Annotated in this window: 16 protein-coding genes; 8 read left to right on the top strand and 8 right to left on the bottom strand. The window is 62.7% G+C overall.

Annotation, left to right across the window (positions count from 1 at the left end; genetic code table 11):
- Window positions 1–39 precede the first annotated feature (39 nt).
- From OO258_RS11690 to hisF, 6 genes are all read left to right on the top strand, one after another.
- Window positions 40–1,701: an OFA family MFS transporter gene (locus tag OO258_RS11690; protein ID WP_266030533.1), complete on the top strand. Its 1,662-nt coding sequence runs from the start codon at window positions 40–42 to the stop codon at window positions 1,699–1,701.
- A gap of 271 nt (window positions 1,702–1,972) precedes the next feature.
- A complete protein-coding gene (gene hisB / locus OO258_RS11695) occupies window positions 1,973–2,566 on the top strand; it encodes an imidazoleglycerol-phosphate dehydratase HisB (protein ID WP_009682881.1) in 594 nt (197 codons plus the stop codon).
- On the top strand, window positions 2,567–3,205 hold the full coding sequence (gene hisH / locus OO258_RS11700) for an imidazole glycerol phosphate synthase subunit HisH (protein ID WP_016484506.1): 639 nt from the start codon (window positions 2,567–2,569) through the stop codon (window positions 3,203–3,205).
- Complete coding sequence (locus OO258_RS11705; RefSeq protein WP_110744773.1) at window positions 3,206–3,466, top strand: DUF2164 domain-containing protein; 261 nt, start codon at window positions 3,206–3,208, stop codon at window positions 3,464–3,466.
- Between the two features lie 27 nt (window positions 3,467–3,493).
- Window positions 3,494–4,231: a 1-(5-phosphoribosyl)-5-[(5-phosphoribosylamino)methylideneamino]imidazole-4-carboxamide isomerase gene (hisA, locus tag OO258_RS11710; RefSeq protein WP_060494680.1), complete on the top strand. Its 738-nt coding sequence runs from the start codon at window positions 3,494–3,496 to the stop codon at window positions 4,229–4,231.
- Between the two features lie 10 nt (window positions 4,232–4,241).
- On the top strand, window positions 4,242–5,012 hold the full coding sequence (gene hisF, locus OO258_RS11715; RefSeq protein WP_266030534.1) for an imidazole glycerol phosphate synthase subunit HisF: 771 nt from the start codon (window positions 4,242–4,244) through the stop codon (window positions 5,010–5,012).
- A gap of 117 nt (window positions 5,013–5,129) precedes the next feature.
- Here hisF and choV read toward each other — a convergent pair whose 3' ends face one another.
- From choV to OO258_RS11730, 3 genes are all read right to left on the bottom strand, one after another.
- Window positions 5,130–6,308, bottom strand: coding sequence for a choline ABC transporter ATP-binding protein (gene choV / locus OO258_RS11720; RefSeq protein ID WP_110744772.1), 1,179 nt, complete (start codon window positions 6,306–6,308; stop codon window positions 5,130–5,132).
- A complete protein-coding gene (gene choW, locus OO258_RS11725; protein ID WP_177410741.1) occupies window positions 6,305–7,153 on the bottom strand; it encodes a choline ABC transporter permease subunit in 849 nt (282 codons plus the stop codon). Before choW ends, choV begins: the two co-directional genes overlap by 4 nt.
- Window positions 7,154–7,234: 81 nt before the next feature.
- Window positions 7,235–8,182, bottom strand: a complete 948-nt coding sequence (locus OO258_RS11730; RefSeq protein ID WP_110744770.1) for a choline ABC transporter substrate-binding protein — start codon at window positions 8,180–8,182, stop codon at window positions 7,235–7,237.
- A 463-nt stretch (window positions 8,183–8,645) separates the two neighbouring features.
- Here OO258_RS11730 and OO258_RS11735 point away from each other — a divergent pair, with 463 nt between their 5' ends.
- A complete protein-coding gene (locus tag OO258_RS11735) occupies window positions 8,646–10,022 on the top strand; it encodes an L-serine ammonia-lyase (protein ID WP_266030536.1) in 1,377 nt (458 codons plus the stop codon).
- Between the two features lie 494 nt (window positions 10,023–10,516).
- A complete protein-coding gene (locus tag OO258_RS11740; protein ID WP_016484513.1) occupies window positions 10,517–11,623 on the top strand; it encodes a GlxA family transcriptional regulator in 1,107 nt (368 codons plus the stop codon).
- A 116-nt stretch (window positions 11,624–11,739) separates the two neighbouring features.
- Here OO258_RS11740 and OO258_RS11745 read toward each other — a convergent pair whose 3' ends face one another.
- The 5 genes from OO258_RS11745 to choX all read right to left on the bottom strand — a co-directional run bounded on the left by OO258_RS11745 (window position 11,740) and on the right by choX (window position 15,684).
- On the bottom strand, window positions 11,740–11,997 hold the full coding sequence (locus tag OO258_RS11745) for a hypothetical protein (RefSeq protein ID WP_266030539.1): 258 nt from the start codon (window positions 11,995–11,997) through the stop codon (window positions 11,740–11,742).
- A gap of 269 nt (window positions 11,998–12,266) precedes the next feature.
- Window positions 12,267–12,737 (bottom strand): thioesterase family protein, encoded by a 471-nt coding sequence (locus OO258_RS11750; RefSeq protein ID WP_266030540.1) that lies wholly within the window; start codon window positions 12,735–12,737, stop codon window positions 12,267–12,269.
- Window positions 12,738–12,747: 10 nt separating this feature from the next.
- Window positions 12,748–13,713: an L-carnitine dehydrogenase gene (locus tag OO258_RS11755; protein ID WP_210669102.1), complete on the bottom strand. Its 966-nt coding sequence runs from the start codon at window positions 13,711–13,713 to the stop codon at window positions 12,748–12,750.
- Window positions 13,714–13,731: 18 nt separating this feature from the next.
- On the bottom strand, window positions 13,732–14,616 hold the full coding sequence (locus OO258_RS11760; protein ID WP_266030544.1) for a 3-keto-5-aminohexanoate cleavage protein: 885 nt from the start codon (window positions 14,614–14,616) through the stop codon (window positions 13,732–13,734).
- Window positions 14,617–14,739: 123 nt separating this feature from the next.
- Window positions 14,740–15,684, bottom strand: coding sequence for a choline ABC transporter substrate-binding protein (choX, locus tag OO258_RS11765; RefSeq protein ID WP_266030546.1), 945 nt, complete (start codon window positions 15,682–15,684; stop codon window positions 14,740–14,742).
- Window positions 15,685–15,809: the final 125 nt, after the last annotated feature.

Raw genomic sequence — 15,809 nt, forward strand, 5'->3', positions numbered from 1 at the left:
CCGCTTTGCCTGCACCTCCCTATAAAAAGGATCACACCCATGAGCAGTACCGTCGCGACGGGCACCCTGGCCAGTGCGCCAGGCTTCCTGTCGAAGGAGCGCATCATCGCCCGTCCGGGCTTCAATCGCTGGCTGGTCCCGCCAGCCGCCCTGGCCATTCACCTGTGCATCGGCATGGCCTATGGTTTTTCGGTGTTCTGGCTACCTTTGTCGCAAGCCCTGGGCATCACCGCCCCGGTCGCATGCGCCGCAGACATGGGCTTCATGGCCCGTATGTTCAGCGCCGAGTGCGACTGGCCGATCTCCATGCTGAGCTGGATCTACACCTTGTTCTTCGTCTTCCTTGGCTGCTCGGCAGCCGTGCTGGGCGGCTGGCTGGAGCACGCCGGCCCGCGCAAGGCCGGCCTGGTGTCGGCCCTGTGCTGGTGTGGTGGCATGCTGATTTCCGCGGTTGGCGTCAAAACCCACCAGCTGTGGCTGATGTGGCTGGGCTCTGGGGTGATCGGCGGTATCGGGCTGGGCCTGGGCTATATCTCGCCAGTGTCGACCCTGATCAAGTGGTTCCCGGACAAACGTGGCATGGCCACCGGCATGGCGATCATGGGCTTCGGTGGCGGCGCCATGGTGGGTGCACCGCTGGCGACCGCGCTCATGGGGCACTTTGGCAACGCGCACGAAGTCGGCGTGTGGCAGAGCTTCGTCGTCATGGCGGCGATTTACTTCGTGTTCATGACTGCTGGCGCTCTGGCCTACCGCGTGCCGCCGACTGGTTGGAAGCCAGAAGGCTGGACTGCCCCGCTGAAAAAAGCCGGCAACACCATGGTCACCGACCGCCATGTGCACGTCAGCGTGGCGTGGAAAACCCCGCAGTTTGCGCTGATCTGGTTGGTGCTGTGCCTGAACGTGTCGGCCGGCATCGGCATTCTCGGCATGGCGTCGCCGCTGCTGCAGGAGGTGTTTGCCGGCAAGCTACTGGGCAACGAACTGACCTTCAGCCAGCTGAATGCTGCCCAGCTGGCGCAGATTGCCGCGATCGCCGCCGGCTTCACCGGCCTGCTGAGCCTGTTCAACATCGGTGGGCGGTTCTTCTGGGCGTCGTTCTCGGACTACATCGGCCGCAAGAACACCTACTTCGCCTTCTTCGCCTTGGGCGTTGGCCTTTACAGCCTGGTGCCGAACATGGGGCACCTGGGTAACGTGGCACTGTTCGTGGCGGCGTTCTGCATCATTCTGTCGATGTATGGCGGCGGTTTCGCGACCGTGCCGGCGTATCTGGCTGACCTGTTCGGCACGCAGATGGTCGGTGCCATTCACGGTCGCCTGCTGACTGCCTGGGCAGCGGCGGGGGTGCTGGGGCCGGTGTTGATCACTTACCTGCGCGAGTCTCAGTTGGCAGCAGGGGTGGAGCGGGCAGCGGCTTACGACATGACCCTGTACATCCTTGCTGGCCTGCTGGTGCTGGGCTTTATCTGCAACATGCTGGTGCGGCCGGTGGCCGACAAGCACTTCATGAGCGATGCCGAACTGGCGGCCGAGCGGGCGCTGAGCCATGACAAGGGCGCCGATGGGGCGCGCTCGCTGGAATGGAAAGCCGCGCCGGGCAGCCTGCCGCTGGTGCTGCTGGCCTGGGCGGTGGTGGTCGTGCCGTTGGCCTGGGGTGTGTGGGTGACACTGCAGAAGACTGCTGTCCTGTTCCATTGATGTAACTGCATGGGGGCGCTTTGCGCCCCTTTCGCGACGCAAGGCCGCTCCCACAGGGGCCGCGTAAGCTTCAGGGTTGCGCGGTCCCTGTGGGAGCGGCCTTATGTCGCGATGGGCTGCAAAGCAGCCCCCATTACGCAGTTGTATAGACCTGTAGCAGCATCCAGCCCGCGTAATTCCTCGCTTTGCCATATGTCATCCGCGTTTCAAGCTGGCGCGTTCTGGGCCTATAATGGAACCCTTTTCGCCCAATGATTTTGCGGAGCTGGTGATGGTCGAACGTAAGGCTTCCGTCGAGCGCAATACCCTGGAAACCCAGGTCAAGTGCTCGATCAACCTCGATGGCAGTGGCAAGGCCCGATTCGATATCGGCGTGCCTTTCCTTGAACACATGCTGGACCAGATCGCCCGCCATGGCCTGATCGATCTGGATATCGAGTGCAAGGGTGACACGCATATCGACGATCACCATACCGTCGAAGACGTCGGTATCACCCTGGGCATGGCTTTCGCCCAGGCCATCGGTGACAAGAAAGGCATCTTCCGCTACGGCCACGCCTATGTGCCGCTGGACGAAGCGCTGTCGCGCGTGGTCATCGACTTCTCCGGCCGCCCAGGCCTGCAGATGCATGTGCCGTACACCCGTGCCAGCGTCGGCGGCTTCGATGTCGACCTGTTCCAGGAGTTTTTCCAGGGCTTCGTCAACCACGCCCTGGTCACCCTGCACATCGACAACCTGCGTGGCCACAACACCCACCACCAGATCGAAACCGTGTTCAAGGCTTTCGGCCGCGCTTTGCGCATGGCGGTAACCCTCGACGAGCGTATGGCCGGCCAGATGCCGTCCACCAAAGGGTGCCTGTAAATGCAGACGGTAGCCGTAATCGACTATGGCATGGGCAACCTGCACTCGGTGGCCAAGGCGCTTGAGCACGTAGGTGCCGGCAAGGTGCTGGTCACCAGTGATGCCGCAGTCATTCGCGAGGCCGACCGTGTGGTGTTCCCGGGTGTGGGCGCGATCCGCGACTGCATGGCTGAAATCCGCCGCCTGGGCTTCGACAGCCTGGTGCGCGAAGTCAGCCAGGACCGCCCGTTCCTCGGCATCTGCGTGGGTATGCAGGCGCTGCTCGAACACAGCGAAGAAAACACCGGTGTCGACTGCATCGGCCTGTTCCCGGGCCAGGTGCGCTTCTTTGGCAAAGACCTGCAAGAAGACGGCGAGCACCTGAAGGTGCCGCACATGGGCTGGAACGAAGTCAGCCAGACCATCGACCACCCGCTGTGGCATGACATCCCTGACCGCGCACGTTTCTATTTCGTGCACAGCTACTACATCAATGCCGGCAAGCCGGGCCAGGTGGTCGGCCGCGGCCACTATGGCGTCGACTTCGCCGCGGCGCTGGCCGATGGCTCGCGCTTTGCCGTGCAGTTCCACCCGGAGAAGAGCCATACCCATGGCCTGCAGCTGCTGCAGAACTTCGTCGCCTGGGACGGGCGCTGGTAAATGAGCAGGTCGAAGACCAAGGCCCCGGTCATCACCCTGGCCCCCGAGCAGGAGCGCGAAGCGCTGCACACGCTCAAGCGCTTTCTCGAAGACCGTTTCGAGCTGGAGCTGGGGTCGTTCGAGGTCGCCGAGGTCCTTGACCTGTTCAGCAAAGAAATTGCACCCCTTTACTACAACAGGGCGATTGCCGATGTTCAGCTGCACCTCAAGGAGCGGTTCGAGAGCATCGAAAGCGATCTGTGGGCGCTCGAAAAGCCCTGAACCCCCAAGAACAGACAGGTTCCCAAAGTGCTGATTATCCCCGCTATCGATCTGAAGGACGGTGCCTGCGTGCGCCTGCGCCAGGGCCGCATGGAAGACTCCACGGTATTTTCCGACGACCCGGTGAGCATGGCCGCCAAGTGGGTCGAGGGTGGCTGCCGCCGCCTGCACCTGGTCGACCTCAACGGCGCCTTCGAAGGCCAGCCGGTCAATGGTGAGGTGGTTACCGCCATCGCCAAGCGTTACCCGACCCTGCCGATCCAGATCGGCGGTGGCATCCGCTCGCTGGAAACCATCGAACACTACGTCAAGGCCGGCGTCAGCTACGTGATCATTGGCACCAAGGCAGTCAAGCAGCCAGAGTTCGTCGCCGAGGCGTGCAAGGCCTTCCCGGGCAAGGTCATCGTTGGCCTGGACGCCAAGGACGGCTTCGTCGCCACCGACGGCTGGGCCGAAGTCAGCTCGGTGCAGGTCATCGACCTGGCCAAGCGTTTCGAGGCCGATGGCGTCTCGGCGATCGTCTATACCGACATCGCCAAGGACGGCATGATGCAGGGCTGCAACGTACCGTTCACCAAGGCGCTGGCCGAAGCCACGCGCATTCCGGTGATCGCCTCGGGCGGCATCCACAACCTGGGCGACATCAAGGCCCTGCTGGACGCCAAGGCCCCGGGCATTGTCGGCGCCATCACCGGCCGTGCCATCTACGAAGGCACCCTGGATGTCGCCGAGGCCCAGGCCTTCTGCGACAACTACCAAGGCTGAGGACTGAACCATGGCACTGGCCAAGCGCATCATCCCTTGCCTGGACGTGGACAACGGCCGGGTGGTCAAGGGCGTCAAGTTCGAGAACATCCGTGATGCCGGCGACCCGGTGGAAATCGCTCGTCGCTACAACGAGCAGGGTGCCGACGAAATCACCTTCCTCGACATCACCGCCAGCGTCGATGGCCGCGACACCACCCTGCATACCGTCGAGCGCATGGCCAGCCAGGTGTTCATCCCACTGACCGTGGGCGGTGGCGTGCGCACCGTGCAGGATATTCGCAACCTGCTCAATGCCGGTGCCGACAAGGTGTCGATCAACACGGCTGCGGTGTTCAACCCGGAGTTTGTCGGCGAGGCGGCGGACCGTTTCGGCTCGCAGTGCATCGTCGTCGCCATCGATGCCAAGAAGGTGTCGGGGCCTGGTGAAGAACCGCGCTGGGAAATCTTCACCCACGGTGGGCGCAAGCCGACCGGGCTGGATGCAGTCGAGTGGGCGAAAAAGATGGAAAGACTGGGCGCTGGCGAGATCCTGCTGACCAGCATGGACCAGGACGGTATGAAGAACGGCTTCGACCTGGGCGTTACCCGCGCCATCAGTGATGCGCTGGGGATTCCGGTGATTGCCTCGGGGGGTGTTGGTAACCTGCAGCACCTGGCTGACGGCATTCTGGAAGGGCATGCCAGCGCGGTGCTGGCGGCCAGTATCTTCCACTTTGGCGAGTACACGGTGCCGGAGGCCAAGGCCTACATGGCATCGCGCGGTATCGTCGTTCGCTGATCCATTGATTGGGGCTGCTTAGCAGCCCTTCGCGGGCACGCCCGCTCCCACAGGGGGCTCTCCAAACCTGTGGGAGCGGGCGTGCCCGCGAAGGGCCGCAACGCGGCCCCAATTGCCTCAACCGTGGTTCTTGCCGAGCAACGCGTGATAAAGCTCGGTATCCCCAAGAATCCCCACCACCCTGTCGTTATCCTGCAGCACCAGCTTGTTGCCGGTCTGATAACGAATCTGCAGCGCCTCGCGCATGCCGATGTCGGCGTGCACCACGGTCGGCCTGCGCTCCAGCAGCTCCACATCCTGCCCCGGTGCCCAGTTCTGCATGTCCAGCCCGTTCTGGCCCTGGCGCGCACGCTTGAGCGCGCCACCTTCGCCCAGGTCCAGCCACGAATCGATACCCGGGTCCAGGCACACCGAGCCATTGACCCGCTTGCAGTTGTCCAGGCTGCGCATCAGGCTGCGGCCGCACAGCACGTTCAACGGGTTGGTGTGGGCGACGAAGGTGCGCACGTACTCGTCGGCCGGGTTCAGCACGATTTCTTCTGGCTTGCTGTATTGAATGATCCGCCCGTCTTTCATGATCGCGATGCGGCTACCCAACTTCAGTGCCTCGTCGAGGTCGTGGCTGACGAACACGATGGTCTTGCTCAGCTTGGCCTGCAGGCCCAGCAACTCGTCTTGCAAGCCCTGGCGGATCAGCGGGTCGAGGGCCGAGAACGGTTCGTCCATCAGCAGGATGTCGGCATCCATCGCCAGCGCCCGAGCCAGGCCCACGCGCTGCTGCATGCCGCCCGACAGTTCGTCGGGCTTCTTGTTGCGCCACTGGGTCAGGCCCACCAGCTCAAGCTTCTCGTCCACCAGCTTGCGCCGTTCCTTTTCCGGGCGGCCCTGCATTTCCAGGCCAAAGCTGATGTTCTCGCGTACCGTCAGCCAGGGCATCAGGGCAAACTTCTGGAACACCATGGCAATGCGCTTGGTGCGCATCATCTTCAGTTCTGCCGGGGTGCAGTGGGCAATGTCGATGTGCTTGCCTTCATGCTCGACGAACAATTTGCCGCGGCTGACGGTGTTGAGGCCGTTGATGCAGCGCAGCAGGCTCGACTTGCCCGAGCCGGACAGGCCCATCAGTACGCAGATCTCGCCCTTCTGGATATCCAGGTTGGCCTTCTCGACGCCGACCACCAGGCCGGTCTGCTTGAGGATCTGCTCGCGGGTCTGGCCTTTGTCCAGCAGTGCCAGCGCCTCGCGCGGCTTGTTGGAAAAGATGACGTCGACGTCTTCGAAACGAATGATGCTCATGCTTCACCCCTTGCCGGCAGCTCCGGTTGCTTGCAGATACGGTCGAGCATGATCGCCAGCAGCACGATCGCCAGGCCCGCTTCGAAGCCCAGGGAAATATCGGCGGTGTTCAGTGCGTTGACCACAGGTTTGCCCAGGCCGTCAGCGCCAACCAGGGCGGCGATCACCACCATCGACAGCGACAGCATGATGCACTGGGTTACGCCAGCAGCGATGCTCGGCATCGCGTGCGGCAGTTCGATACGGGTCAGCAATTGGCGCCGCGAGCAGCCAAACGCTTTGCCGGCGTCCATCAGCTCTTGCGGCACGTCGCAGATACCCAGGTAGGTAAGGCGGATCGGCGCGGCGATGGCGAATACCACGGTGGAAATCAGCCCCGGTACCACACCCAGGCCAAACAAGGTCAGGGTGGGGATCAGGTAGACGAAGGTGGGGACCGTCTGCATCAGGTCGAGTACCGGGCGCATGGCGGTGTAGAACATCGGCTTGTGCGCGGCGACGATGCCCAACGGCACGCCGATGGCCACGCAGACCACGGTGGCGAAGGTCACCTGGGCCAGGGTTTCCATGGTTTCCTGCCAGTAACCCAGGTTGAGGATCAGCAGGAACGACAGGGCGACGAATGCGGTCAGGGCCCACTTGCGCTGGATGAAATGCGCCAGGGCGGCGAACAGGGCGATAAGCACGAACGGGTTGAAGAAAGTCAGGGCGCTGGTGACGCCATGGATCATGAACTCCAGGCCTTGCGCGATGGCGTCGAAGTAATTCGCGCCGTTCTGGGTCAGCCACTCGACGAACGACGCGATGTACTGGCCCAGGGGTATTTTCTGATCGATAAGCATGATAGCGAGCTTCCACCTGCATAGATTGAAATCAACCCGGGGCAGGCACGGTCCTGCCCCGAGGTAGCGCTATTACGAATTTCGTTATTGCGTGAGCTTGGCCTTGGCCGCCTCAAGGCCGGGTTTGCCATCCACGGTGGTAACGCCGGCCAGCCAGGCGTCCAGCTTGCCTGGGTTGTCCTTGAGCCATTTCTTGGCGGCGGCCTCTGGTTTCATCTTGTCGTCCAGGACATAGCCCATCATGGTGCTTTCATCCTTGAGCTCGAACGACAGGTTTTTCAGGAGCTGGCCAACGTTGCTGCACTCCTGCGCATAGCCCTTGCGGGTGTTGGTCAGTACGGTCGCCTTGCCGAAGTCGGGGCCGAAGAACTCGTCCCCGCCGGTCAGATACTGCATCTTGAAGCGGGTGTTCATCGGGTGCGGTTCCCAGCCGAGGAACACCAGTGCTTCACCACGCTTTTGCGCGCGGTCGACCTGCGACAGCATGCCGGCCTCGCTGGACTGGACAATCTTGAAGCCGGCGTCCTTCAGGCCGAAGGCGTTCTTGTCGATCATGCTCTGGATGGTGCGGTTGCCATCGTTGCCTGGCTCGATGCCGTAGATCTTGCTGCCGAGCTCTTTCTTGAACTTGGCAATGTCGCTGAAATCCTTCAGGCCCTTGTCATACAGCGCCTGGGGCACGGCCAGGGTGTACTTGGCGTTTTCCAGGTTGGCGCGCACGGTCTCGACAGTGCCGGCGTCGCGGTACTGCTTGATGTCGTTCTCCATGGTCGGCATCCAGTTGCCGAGAAACACGTCCAGGTCCTTGCCGGTGGCCAGCGACTTGTAGGTCACCGGTACCGAGATCATGGTGGTGTGGGTTTTGTAACCCAGTGCTTCAAGCACAACGCTGGTGGTCGCTGTTGTCACGGTGATGTCGGTCCAGCCGACATCCGAGAAGCGAACCGTCTGGCATTGCTCGGGTTCAGCTGCCTGGGCCAACAAAGGCGCGGACAGTAACGCAACCAGCAACAGCGAGGGTGAACCTTTCATGGATGGACTCCTGTGATTTTTTCTTCGGGTTCGCGTGGGTCGCCGGGCTTTCTGAAGGTCCGGTCGACCAGGCCTGCAGAGGGCAGGATGCGTGGCCGTGCTTTACGAGTCGCTTTCGATAATCCTCCAGCGCCGGGCAATCGCCTACTGGTGGGGTCGTATCCAGTACGGAACGGGTCGTATCCAGTATGGGCGATGTCGCTTATGGATTTTTCCACCCCCTCGTCCGCATTTTTGCGTCACCAGGCCGCTGGAAAACGGCCTGGCGGGCCCGCTCCCTTAGGTAGCTCGCTTGGCAAAATCGCGCGGCGCTGCTGGACAAAATGGCGTCGGTTGCAGACGGCGAGGGGGCCGGCAAAAGCCCGATGATGCAGGCAATTGAAGGCGGCCCTGCTTGAGCCTAGCAGCTACCCCGCCGTGCGCATGGCGCGCACTGACAAGCCCAGCAAGAGGTGATGCGACAATGGCCATCAGCGTGTTCGACCTGTTCAAGATCGGTGTCGGGCCTTCCAGCTCCCACACCGTCGGCCCCATGCGTGCCGGCGCCCTGTTTGTTCAGGGGCTGCGCGAGCGCGGCGAACTGGAGCAGGTAACCCGGGTTGAGGTGCGCCTGTATGGCTCGCTGTCGGCCACCGGTGTCGGCCACGGCACTGACAACGCCACCATCATGGGCTTGATGGGCGATTGGCCAGACGCCATCGACCCGACCCAGATCGTGCCGCGCATCGCCGACCTGCGCGAAACCAATACCCTGAAGCTGGACGGGCGCCTGCCCATCGAGTTCGTTTGGGCCCGCGACATGCTGTTGTTGGACGAGAACCTGCCGTACCACCCCAACGCCATGACCCTGATTGCCGAAGGCGAGCAGGGCGAGCTGCACCGCGATACCTACTACTCGGTGGGTGGCGGCTTCGTGGTCGATGCTGCACAGGCGGCCAGCGGTGTGCTGGACGCTGACCAGACGGTGCTGCCGTATGACTTCAACAGCGCCGCCGAGCTGCTGCAGCTGTGCAAGCAAAACGACCTCAGCGTGTCGCAATTGATGATGGCCAACGAAAAGGTCTGGCGCAGCGAGGCAGAGATTCATGCCGGCCTGCGCAAGCTTTGGGAAGCCATGCAGGAATGCGTCAACAATGGCCTGAAGTACGAGGGCACATTGCCCGGCGGGCTGAACGTGCGCCGCCGCGCCGCTAAGCTGCACCGCAGCCTGCAAGAGATCGGCAAGCCCAATGTGATCGGTTCGACCATGAGCGCCATGGAGTGGGTCAACCTGTTCGCGCTGGCGGTCAACGAAGAGAACGCCGCTGGCGGACGCATGGTGACCGCGCCTACCAACGGCGCGGCGGGCATCATCCCGGCGGTGCTGCACTACTACATGCGTTTCAGCGATGCCGTGGACGAGTCAAGCGTGACCGACTTCTTCCTGGGGGCTGCGGCGGTCGGCATCCTGTGCAAGAAGAACGCGTCCATCTCCGGTGCTGAAGTGGGCTGCCAAGGTGAGGTGGGTTCGGCCTGTGCCATGGCCGCTGCTGGCCTTGCGCAAGTGCTGGGGGCGACCCCGCCGCAGCTGGAAAACGCTGCGGAAATTGCGCTGGAGCACAACCTTGGCCTGACCTGCGACCCGGTTGGCGGGTTGGTGCAGGTGCCGTGCATCGAGCGCAACGCGATTGCAGCGGTAAAAGCCATCAACGCGGTGCAGATGGCGTTGCGCGGTGACGGCGAACACTTCATCTCCCTGGACCAGGTGATCCGCACCATGCGTGATACCGGCGCCGACATGCACGACAAGTACAAAGAGACCTCACGCGGTGGCCTGGCGGTCAGCGCTATCGAGTGCTGATCTCTGCCATGTTTGCTGGCCTTTTCGCGGGCAAGCCCGCTCCCACAGGCATTGCGCAGTACCTGTGGGAGCGGGTTCACCCGCGAAGAGGCCTTTGAAGGTTGATGCAGGTGCAACACATCCACCAATGCCTCTTTATGGTGCGGCGCGGCGCCTACCGATCGTCGGGTGTCGTTATCAGTGTTGGCGTTGTCGGTGACACTCAAGAGTGTCGTTTCTGGGCAACCTACACTGCGCGTGTCACCAAATTGCTCAGCCGTTACTCGCAAGGCGCCTAGTACGCCTGTTTTACGACTATCCGCCAGCTCGGCCCAAGCCCCTGATTTGCCTGATGAAGGTGTCGTTTTCAGGTTTTTTTGGATAGCCGTTCAATTTCAGGCACGGCGTTTGCGTTGAGATTGGCAAACCTGCCCTCGGAAAATGACCGATGGGTCATAACAAGAAATCAGTGCCCGCCTGAGGCACACCCTGCATTTGTGTGAGGAGAAATCGCGATGACGTCGTACACCTCCGGGACCCCAACCCAGAACCGCACAGCACCCCAGTCCATCGGGTTTCTTCTTCTGGACAACTTCACCCTCATTTCCCTGGCATCGGCCGTCGAGCCGCTGCGTATGGCCAACCAGCTGTCCGGTCGCGAGCTTTACCGCTGGCACACCCTGACTGTCGATGGTGGCCAAGTGTGGGCCAGCGATGGTTTGCAGATCACCCCAGATGCGGCCATGCACAGCGCCCCGCCAATCGACACGGTGATCGTCTGCGGAGGCGTCGGCATCCAGCGCACCGTTACCCGTGAACATGTCACCTGGCTGCAGGCGCAGGCCCGCCAGTCACGCCGCCTGGGTGCAGTGTGCACCGGCAGCTGGGCCCTGGCCTGCGCAGGCCTGCTCGATGGCTTCGATTGCAGCGTGCACTGGGAATGCCTGGCAGCCATGCAGGAAGCCTACCCACGGGTGAACATGAGCACCCGGCTGTTCACCCTCGACCGTAACCGCTTCACCAGCTCCGGTGGCACCGCGCCGCTGGACATGATGCTGCACCTGATCAGCCGCGACCATGGCCGCGAGCTGTCGGCGGCGATCTCCGAGATGTTCGTCTACGAGCGTATTCGTAACGAGCAAGATCACCAGCGTGTGCCGCTCAAGCACATGCTTGGCACCAACCAGCCAAAGTTGCAGGAAATCGTTGCACTGATGGAGGCCAATCTGGAGGAACCGATCGACCTGGACGAACTGGCGGTCTACGTATCGGTTTCGCGGCGCCAGCTCGAGCGCCTGTTCCAGAAGTACCTGCACTGCTCGCCTTCGCGTTATTACCTGAAGCTGCGCCTGATCCGCGCGCGGCAGCTGCTCAAGCAGACACCGATGTCGATCATCGAAGTGGCGTCGGTGTGCGGCTTCGTTTCCACGCCGCACTTCTCCAAGTGTTACCGCGAGTACTTCGGCATTCCGCCGCGGGATGAGCGCGTAGGCTCCAATACTGCGCAGCAGGTGGCAATGATGCCGATTCCACAGGCCATGACTCTGTCGCCGCACAGTGGGCCGATGGCGGCCCTTAGCCAGGCGCGTAACGAATCGACATTTGCCAGTGTAAGGCTCTGATACCGAGTCGACTTTTTCGCGGGACAAGCCCGCTCCCACAGGCCACCCGCTGAAGCTGAGGGTGATCCTGTGGGAGCGGGCTTGTCCCGCGAAGGGGCCGGTCCTGGATAAATGAGTTACGCGCGTTTGTTGAACTGCGCCAACGCCGGCAACAGCTGCTTGTCGATGGCCTGGCGCACTGCCGGCAGGATCGTCGCACTACCGGTGTACATCTGCTCCACCATCCCCTTCAGCGCCCGCGCATTGGGCTCGGTCAGCCCACGTACCACCGCTTCACAAGCCTGTTCGGCACTGGCCCCGACAGGAATATCGAAACCGCGGGCGCGCAGGTGGCCGGCGAGGTCGTCCTGGTCAATCAAATCCGCATGCATCATGGCTGTTGTCCCTTTTATCGCTAAGAGAGTGCTGCTGTGATTTACGACCGATTCTGTGTCTGCAGCGACAGGCCCGCAAGGCCTGAATGTCGCGATGGCTGGTTTGGCTAAGAACAGGTCGTTCCCGGCTAATTGCCGCTTCCGGGAAGCCAGCAGACTGCAGTCATTCACGGTCCACGAGGGTTTGGTCACCCTCACTCATGCACAGTGGATGTTGCTCGCTCTTGGCCCCGGTAGCTCACGGCTTCCCGGGGTTATTTTTTGAGCGCTCAGTGGGGTAATTGCAGGACGCGGCCGACCCATTCCGCCGCAGGCAAGTCGCGTTGGCTATCTGCCAGGCTTTGCAGCAATGCCGCACTCTGTTCACTAAAAGCCGCTGACTTCGGCCCCGCCAGGTCCACATGCAACAGCATCTGCTCACTTGCCGCCAGCACCTCGCCGAACCCGGCCCGGTGCAGGCTGTGGTAGACGTGCAGGCGCTTGCGGTCGAAGCCGATGATCTGCGTCTGCACCCACACCTCGGTACCCAGCTTCACCTCATGCAGGTAGTTGATGTGCGCCTCCAGGGTGAACAAGGAGTGCCCGCTCTGCCCGCGGCTGTCGGCATCCAGGCCGATGCGCTCCATCAGCGCATCGGTGGCGTAGCTGAAAATCAGCAGGTAGAAGGCATCGCGCAGATGCCCGTTGTAATCGACCCAGTCTTCCTGGACCGGGGTGCGGTAGGTGATCAGTGCGGGCATCGTCAGCTCCTCAGTCGCCAAAAGCCATGCCGTGGCTGGCCTTGCTGGTCTTCACCGCTTCCAGTACCGCCAGCAGGGTGTCGTCACGGTAGCGCTCCAGTGCAGCGATACTGCGCTCGCCCTGTTGCTCAGAGGTACCGTTCACCACATCGTCGATCAGCTTGTCGGTCAGTTCCGGTGCTGGCAGATACGTCCAGGGCAGCTTCAGGGCCGGGCCGAACTGCGACATGAAGTGGCGCATGCCGGCATCGCCACCGGCCAGGGTGTAGGTAAGGAATGTGCCCATGAACGACCAGCGCAAGCCTGCGCCGAAGCGAATTGCGTCGTCGATTTCGCCCGTGGTGGCAACGCCGTCGTTGACCAGGTGCAAGGCCTCGCGCCAGAGGGCTTCTAGCAGGCGGTCGGCGATGAAGCCTGGCACTTCCTTGCGCACATGCAGCGGGCGCATGCCGAGTGCGGTGTAGATGGTTTTGGCAGCTTCAATGGCCTCGGGTGAGGTGCGGCTACCGCCAACGATCTCCACCAGCGGCAGCAGGTACACCGGATTGAACGGGTGGCCGACAACGCAGCGTTCAGGGTGAGTCGACGACTCGTAGAACTCGCTGGGCAACAGGCCCGAAGTGCTTGAGCCGATGATTGCGTCAGGCTTGGCTGCGGCGCTGATTTTGGCGTGCAGGTCGAGCTTGAGGTCCAGGCGCTCTGGTGCGCTTTCCTGGATGAAATCGGCGTTGCGCACGCATTCCTCGATGGTCGCCACGAACTTCAGGCGGTCTTGCGATGCGCCGGGTGCCAGGCCCTGTTTTTCCAGCGCCGGCCAGGCGTTGGCGATCCGTTTACGCAGTGCCTGTTCGGCGCCGGGCGCCGGATCCCAGGCCACCACGTCCAGGCCATGGGCCAGGGCGCGGGCGACCCAGCCGCTGCCGATCACGCCGCTACCCAGGGCGGCGAAGGTCTTGATCTCGGTAATGAAGGGCATATCGGTCTCCAGGAAGGATCAGCGGCGTTTGAGGTTCATTTTTTCCCGGCCTTCTGCCGGGCTGAGTACACGGCCACCCATGCGGGTGATGATCTCGCTCGCGCGTTCCACCAGTTGGCCATTGCTGGCCAGCACGCCACGGTCCAGATACAGGTTATCTTCCAGGCCCACCCGCACATTGCCGCCGAGCAGCACGGCCTGCGCGGCCATAGGCATCTGCATGCGGCCGATGCCGAAGCCGGCCCAAGTGACGTTGGCAGGCAAGTTGTCGACCATGGCCTTCATGGTGGTGGTATCGGCCGGTGCGCCCCACGGGATGCCCAGGCACAGCTGGAACAACGGGTCCTCGAGCAGGCCTTCCTTCATCATTTGCTTGGCGAACCACAGGTGGCCGGTGTCGAAGATTTCCAGCTCGGCCTTCACCCCCAGTTCGGTAATGCGCTTGGCGCCGACACGCAGTTGGGCCGGGGTGGACACGTAGATCGAGTTGCCGTCACCGAAGTTGAGGGTGCCGCAATCGAGGGTGCAGATTTCCGGCAACAGCGCTTCGACATGGGCCAGGCGCTCCAGCGGGCCGATCAGGTCGGTGCCTGGGCCGAACTCCATGGGCGATTCGCCCGGGCCGATTTCCAGGTCGCCGCCCATGCCGGCAGTGAGGTTGACGATGATGTCCACGTCGGCTTCGCGGATGCGTTCCATGACTTCGCGGTACAGCGCCACATCGCGGCTGAAGCGGCCGGTCTGCGGGTCGCGGACGTGGCAGTGGACCACGGTGGCGCCGGCTTTGGCGGCTTCAACGGCGGATTCGGCGATTTGCTTCGGGGTGACAGGGACCAGGTGGCTCTTGGCGACCGTGTCGCCGGCGCCGGTGAGGGCGCAGGTGATGATGACGTCGTGGTTCATGGCGGTTCCTTGTGGTGTCGGTGCTGGCCCTTTCGCGGGGCGAGCCCGCTCCCACAGGATCAGCGAGATCCTGAGTTTTACGCTGTACCTGTGGGAGCGGGCTTGCCCCGCGAAGAGGGCGGATCAGTTGGCTGTGAGCTTGAGGTTCTCGGCCGCAGGCTTGCCGTCGAAGGTGGTCACCCCTTCGAGCCAGCGGGCCTTGTCGTCGGGGTGGTCCTTGAGCCACTGGCGGGCCGATTCCAGCGCATCCTTGTGGTCGAGCAGCGGTTGCATCATGCGGCTCTCGTCCTCGGCGCTGAATTTCAGGTTGGCCAGCAGGCGGTGCGCGTTGGGGCAGCGGTCGGCGTAGTCCGGCGCGGTTACCGTCCACACCGTGGCGCGGCCTTCGTCCGGGCCAAGCGCGTCCTGGCTGTCGCCCAGGTAGGCCATGTCGATGTTGACGTTCATCGGGTGCGGCGCCCAACCGAAGAACACCACCGCCTCCTTGCGTCGCACGGCGCGGTCGACGGCGGCCAGCATGCCGGCCTCGCTGGACTCGACCAGCTGGAACTTGCCCAGGCCGAACTGGTTCTTGGCGATCATCGCCTTGATCTGGGTATTGGCGCCGGAGCCCGGCTCGATGCCGTAGATTTTCCCGCCCAGCTCCTTCTCGAACTTGTGGATATCGGCGAAGGTCTTCAAACCCTTGTCGGCCAGGTATTTGGGCACGGCCAAGGTCGCCCGGGCGTCTTCCAGGCTCGGCTTGTCGAGCACCTTGACCTGCTGGGCGTCAACGAACGGGGTGATGGTCTGGGTCATGATCGGGTTCCAGTAACCCAGGAACATATCCAGGCGCTTGTCGCGGATGCCGGCAAAGATGATCTGCTGCGAGGCACTTGTCTGTTTGGTCTGGTAACCCAGGCCGTCGAGCAGCACCTGGGCCATGGCGCTGGTGGCGATGACGTCGGTCCAGTTGACCACGCCAAGGCGCACATTCTTGCAGGCCGCAGGCTCGGCGGCGAAAAGCGGGGTTGCAACGATGCTGCTCAGGGCAAGGGACAACAGGCTGCGGCGGATCAAGCTGTGCATGGTGGCTCTCCATCGGCAGTGCATATTGTTATTGAGGGCGGCCTCTGCGGACCGTGTGAATACGCTACGCTGGCGGCAGGGTGGGAAATCGCACCCTGGCGACCAACACTTGCACGGAAGCGACC

The sequence above is a fragment of the Pseudomonas sp. DCB_BI genome (genome assembly GCF_026240995.1).
GTDB lineage: Bacteria > Pseudomonadota > Gammaproteobacteria > Pseudomonadales > Pseudomonadaceae > Aquipseudomonas.

Excerpts from the sequence above, each read along its gene's own strand:
- OO258_RS11750 (WP_266030540.1), bottom strand. The coding sequence starts at position 12,737 with ATGCCCGCACTGATCACCTACCGCACCCCGGTCCAGGAAGACTGGGTC.
- OO258_RS11735 (WP_266030536.1), top strand. The coding sequence starts at position 8,646 with ATGGCCATCAGCGTGTTCGACCTGTTCAAGATCGGTGTCGGGCCTTCC.
- hisB (WP_009682881.1), top strand. The coding sequence starts at position 1,973 with ATGGTCGAACGTAAGGCTTCCGTCGAGCGCAATACCCTGGAAACCCAG.
- OO258_RS11740 (WP_016484513.1), top strand. The coding sequence starts at position 10,517 with ATGACGTCGTACACCTCCGGGACCCCAACCCAGAACCGCACAGCACCC.
- OO258_RS11690 (WP_266030533.1), top strand. The coding sequence starts at position 40 with ATGAGCAGTACCGTCGCGACGGGCACCCTGGCCAGTGCGCCAGGCTTC.
- OO258_RS11730 (WP_110744770.1), bottom strand. The coding sequence starts at position 8,182 with ATGAAAGGTTCACCCTCGCTGTTGCTGGTTGCGTTACTGTCCGCGCCT.
- choV (WP_110744772.1), bottom strand. The coding sequence starts at position 6,308 with ATGAGCATCATTCGTTTCGAAGACGTCGACGTCATCTTTTCCAACAAG.
- choX (WP_266030546.1), bottom strand. The coding sequence starts at position 15,684 with ATGCACAGCTTGATCCGCCGCAGCCTGTTGTCCCTTGCCCTGAGCAGC.
- OO258_RS11760 (WP_266030544.1), bottom strand. The coding sequence starts at position 14,616 with ATGAACCACGACGTCATCATCACCTGCGCCCTCACCGGCGCCGGCGAC.
- hisH (WP_016484506.1), top strand. The coding sequence starts at position 2,567 with ATGCAGACGGTAGCCGTAATCGACTATGGCATGGGCAACCTGCACTCG.
- OO258_RS11745 (WP_266030539.1), bottom strand. The coding sequence starts at position 11,997 with ATGATGCATGCGGATTTGATTGACCAGGACGACCTCGCCGGCCACCTG.
- OO258_RS11755 (WP_210669102.1), bottom strand. The coding sequence starts at position 13,713 with ATGCCCTTCATTACCGAGATCAAGACCTTCGCCGCCCTGGGTAGCGGC.
- hisF (WP_266030534.1), top strand. The coding sequence starts at position 4,242 with ATGGCACTGGCCAAGCGCATCATCCCTTGCCTGGACGTGGACAACGGC.
- OO258_RS11705 (WP_110744773.1), top strand. The coding sequence starts at position 3,206 with ATGAGCAGGTCGAAGACCAAGGCCCCGGTCATCACCCTGGCCCCCGAG.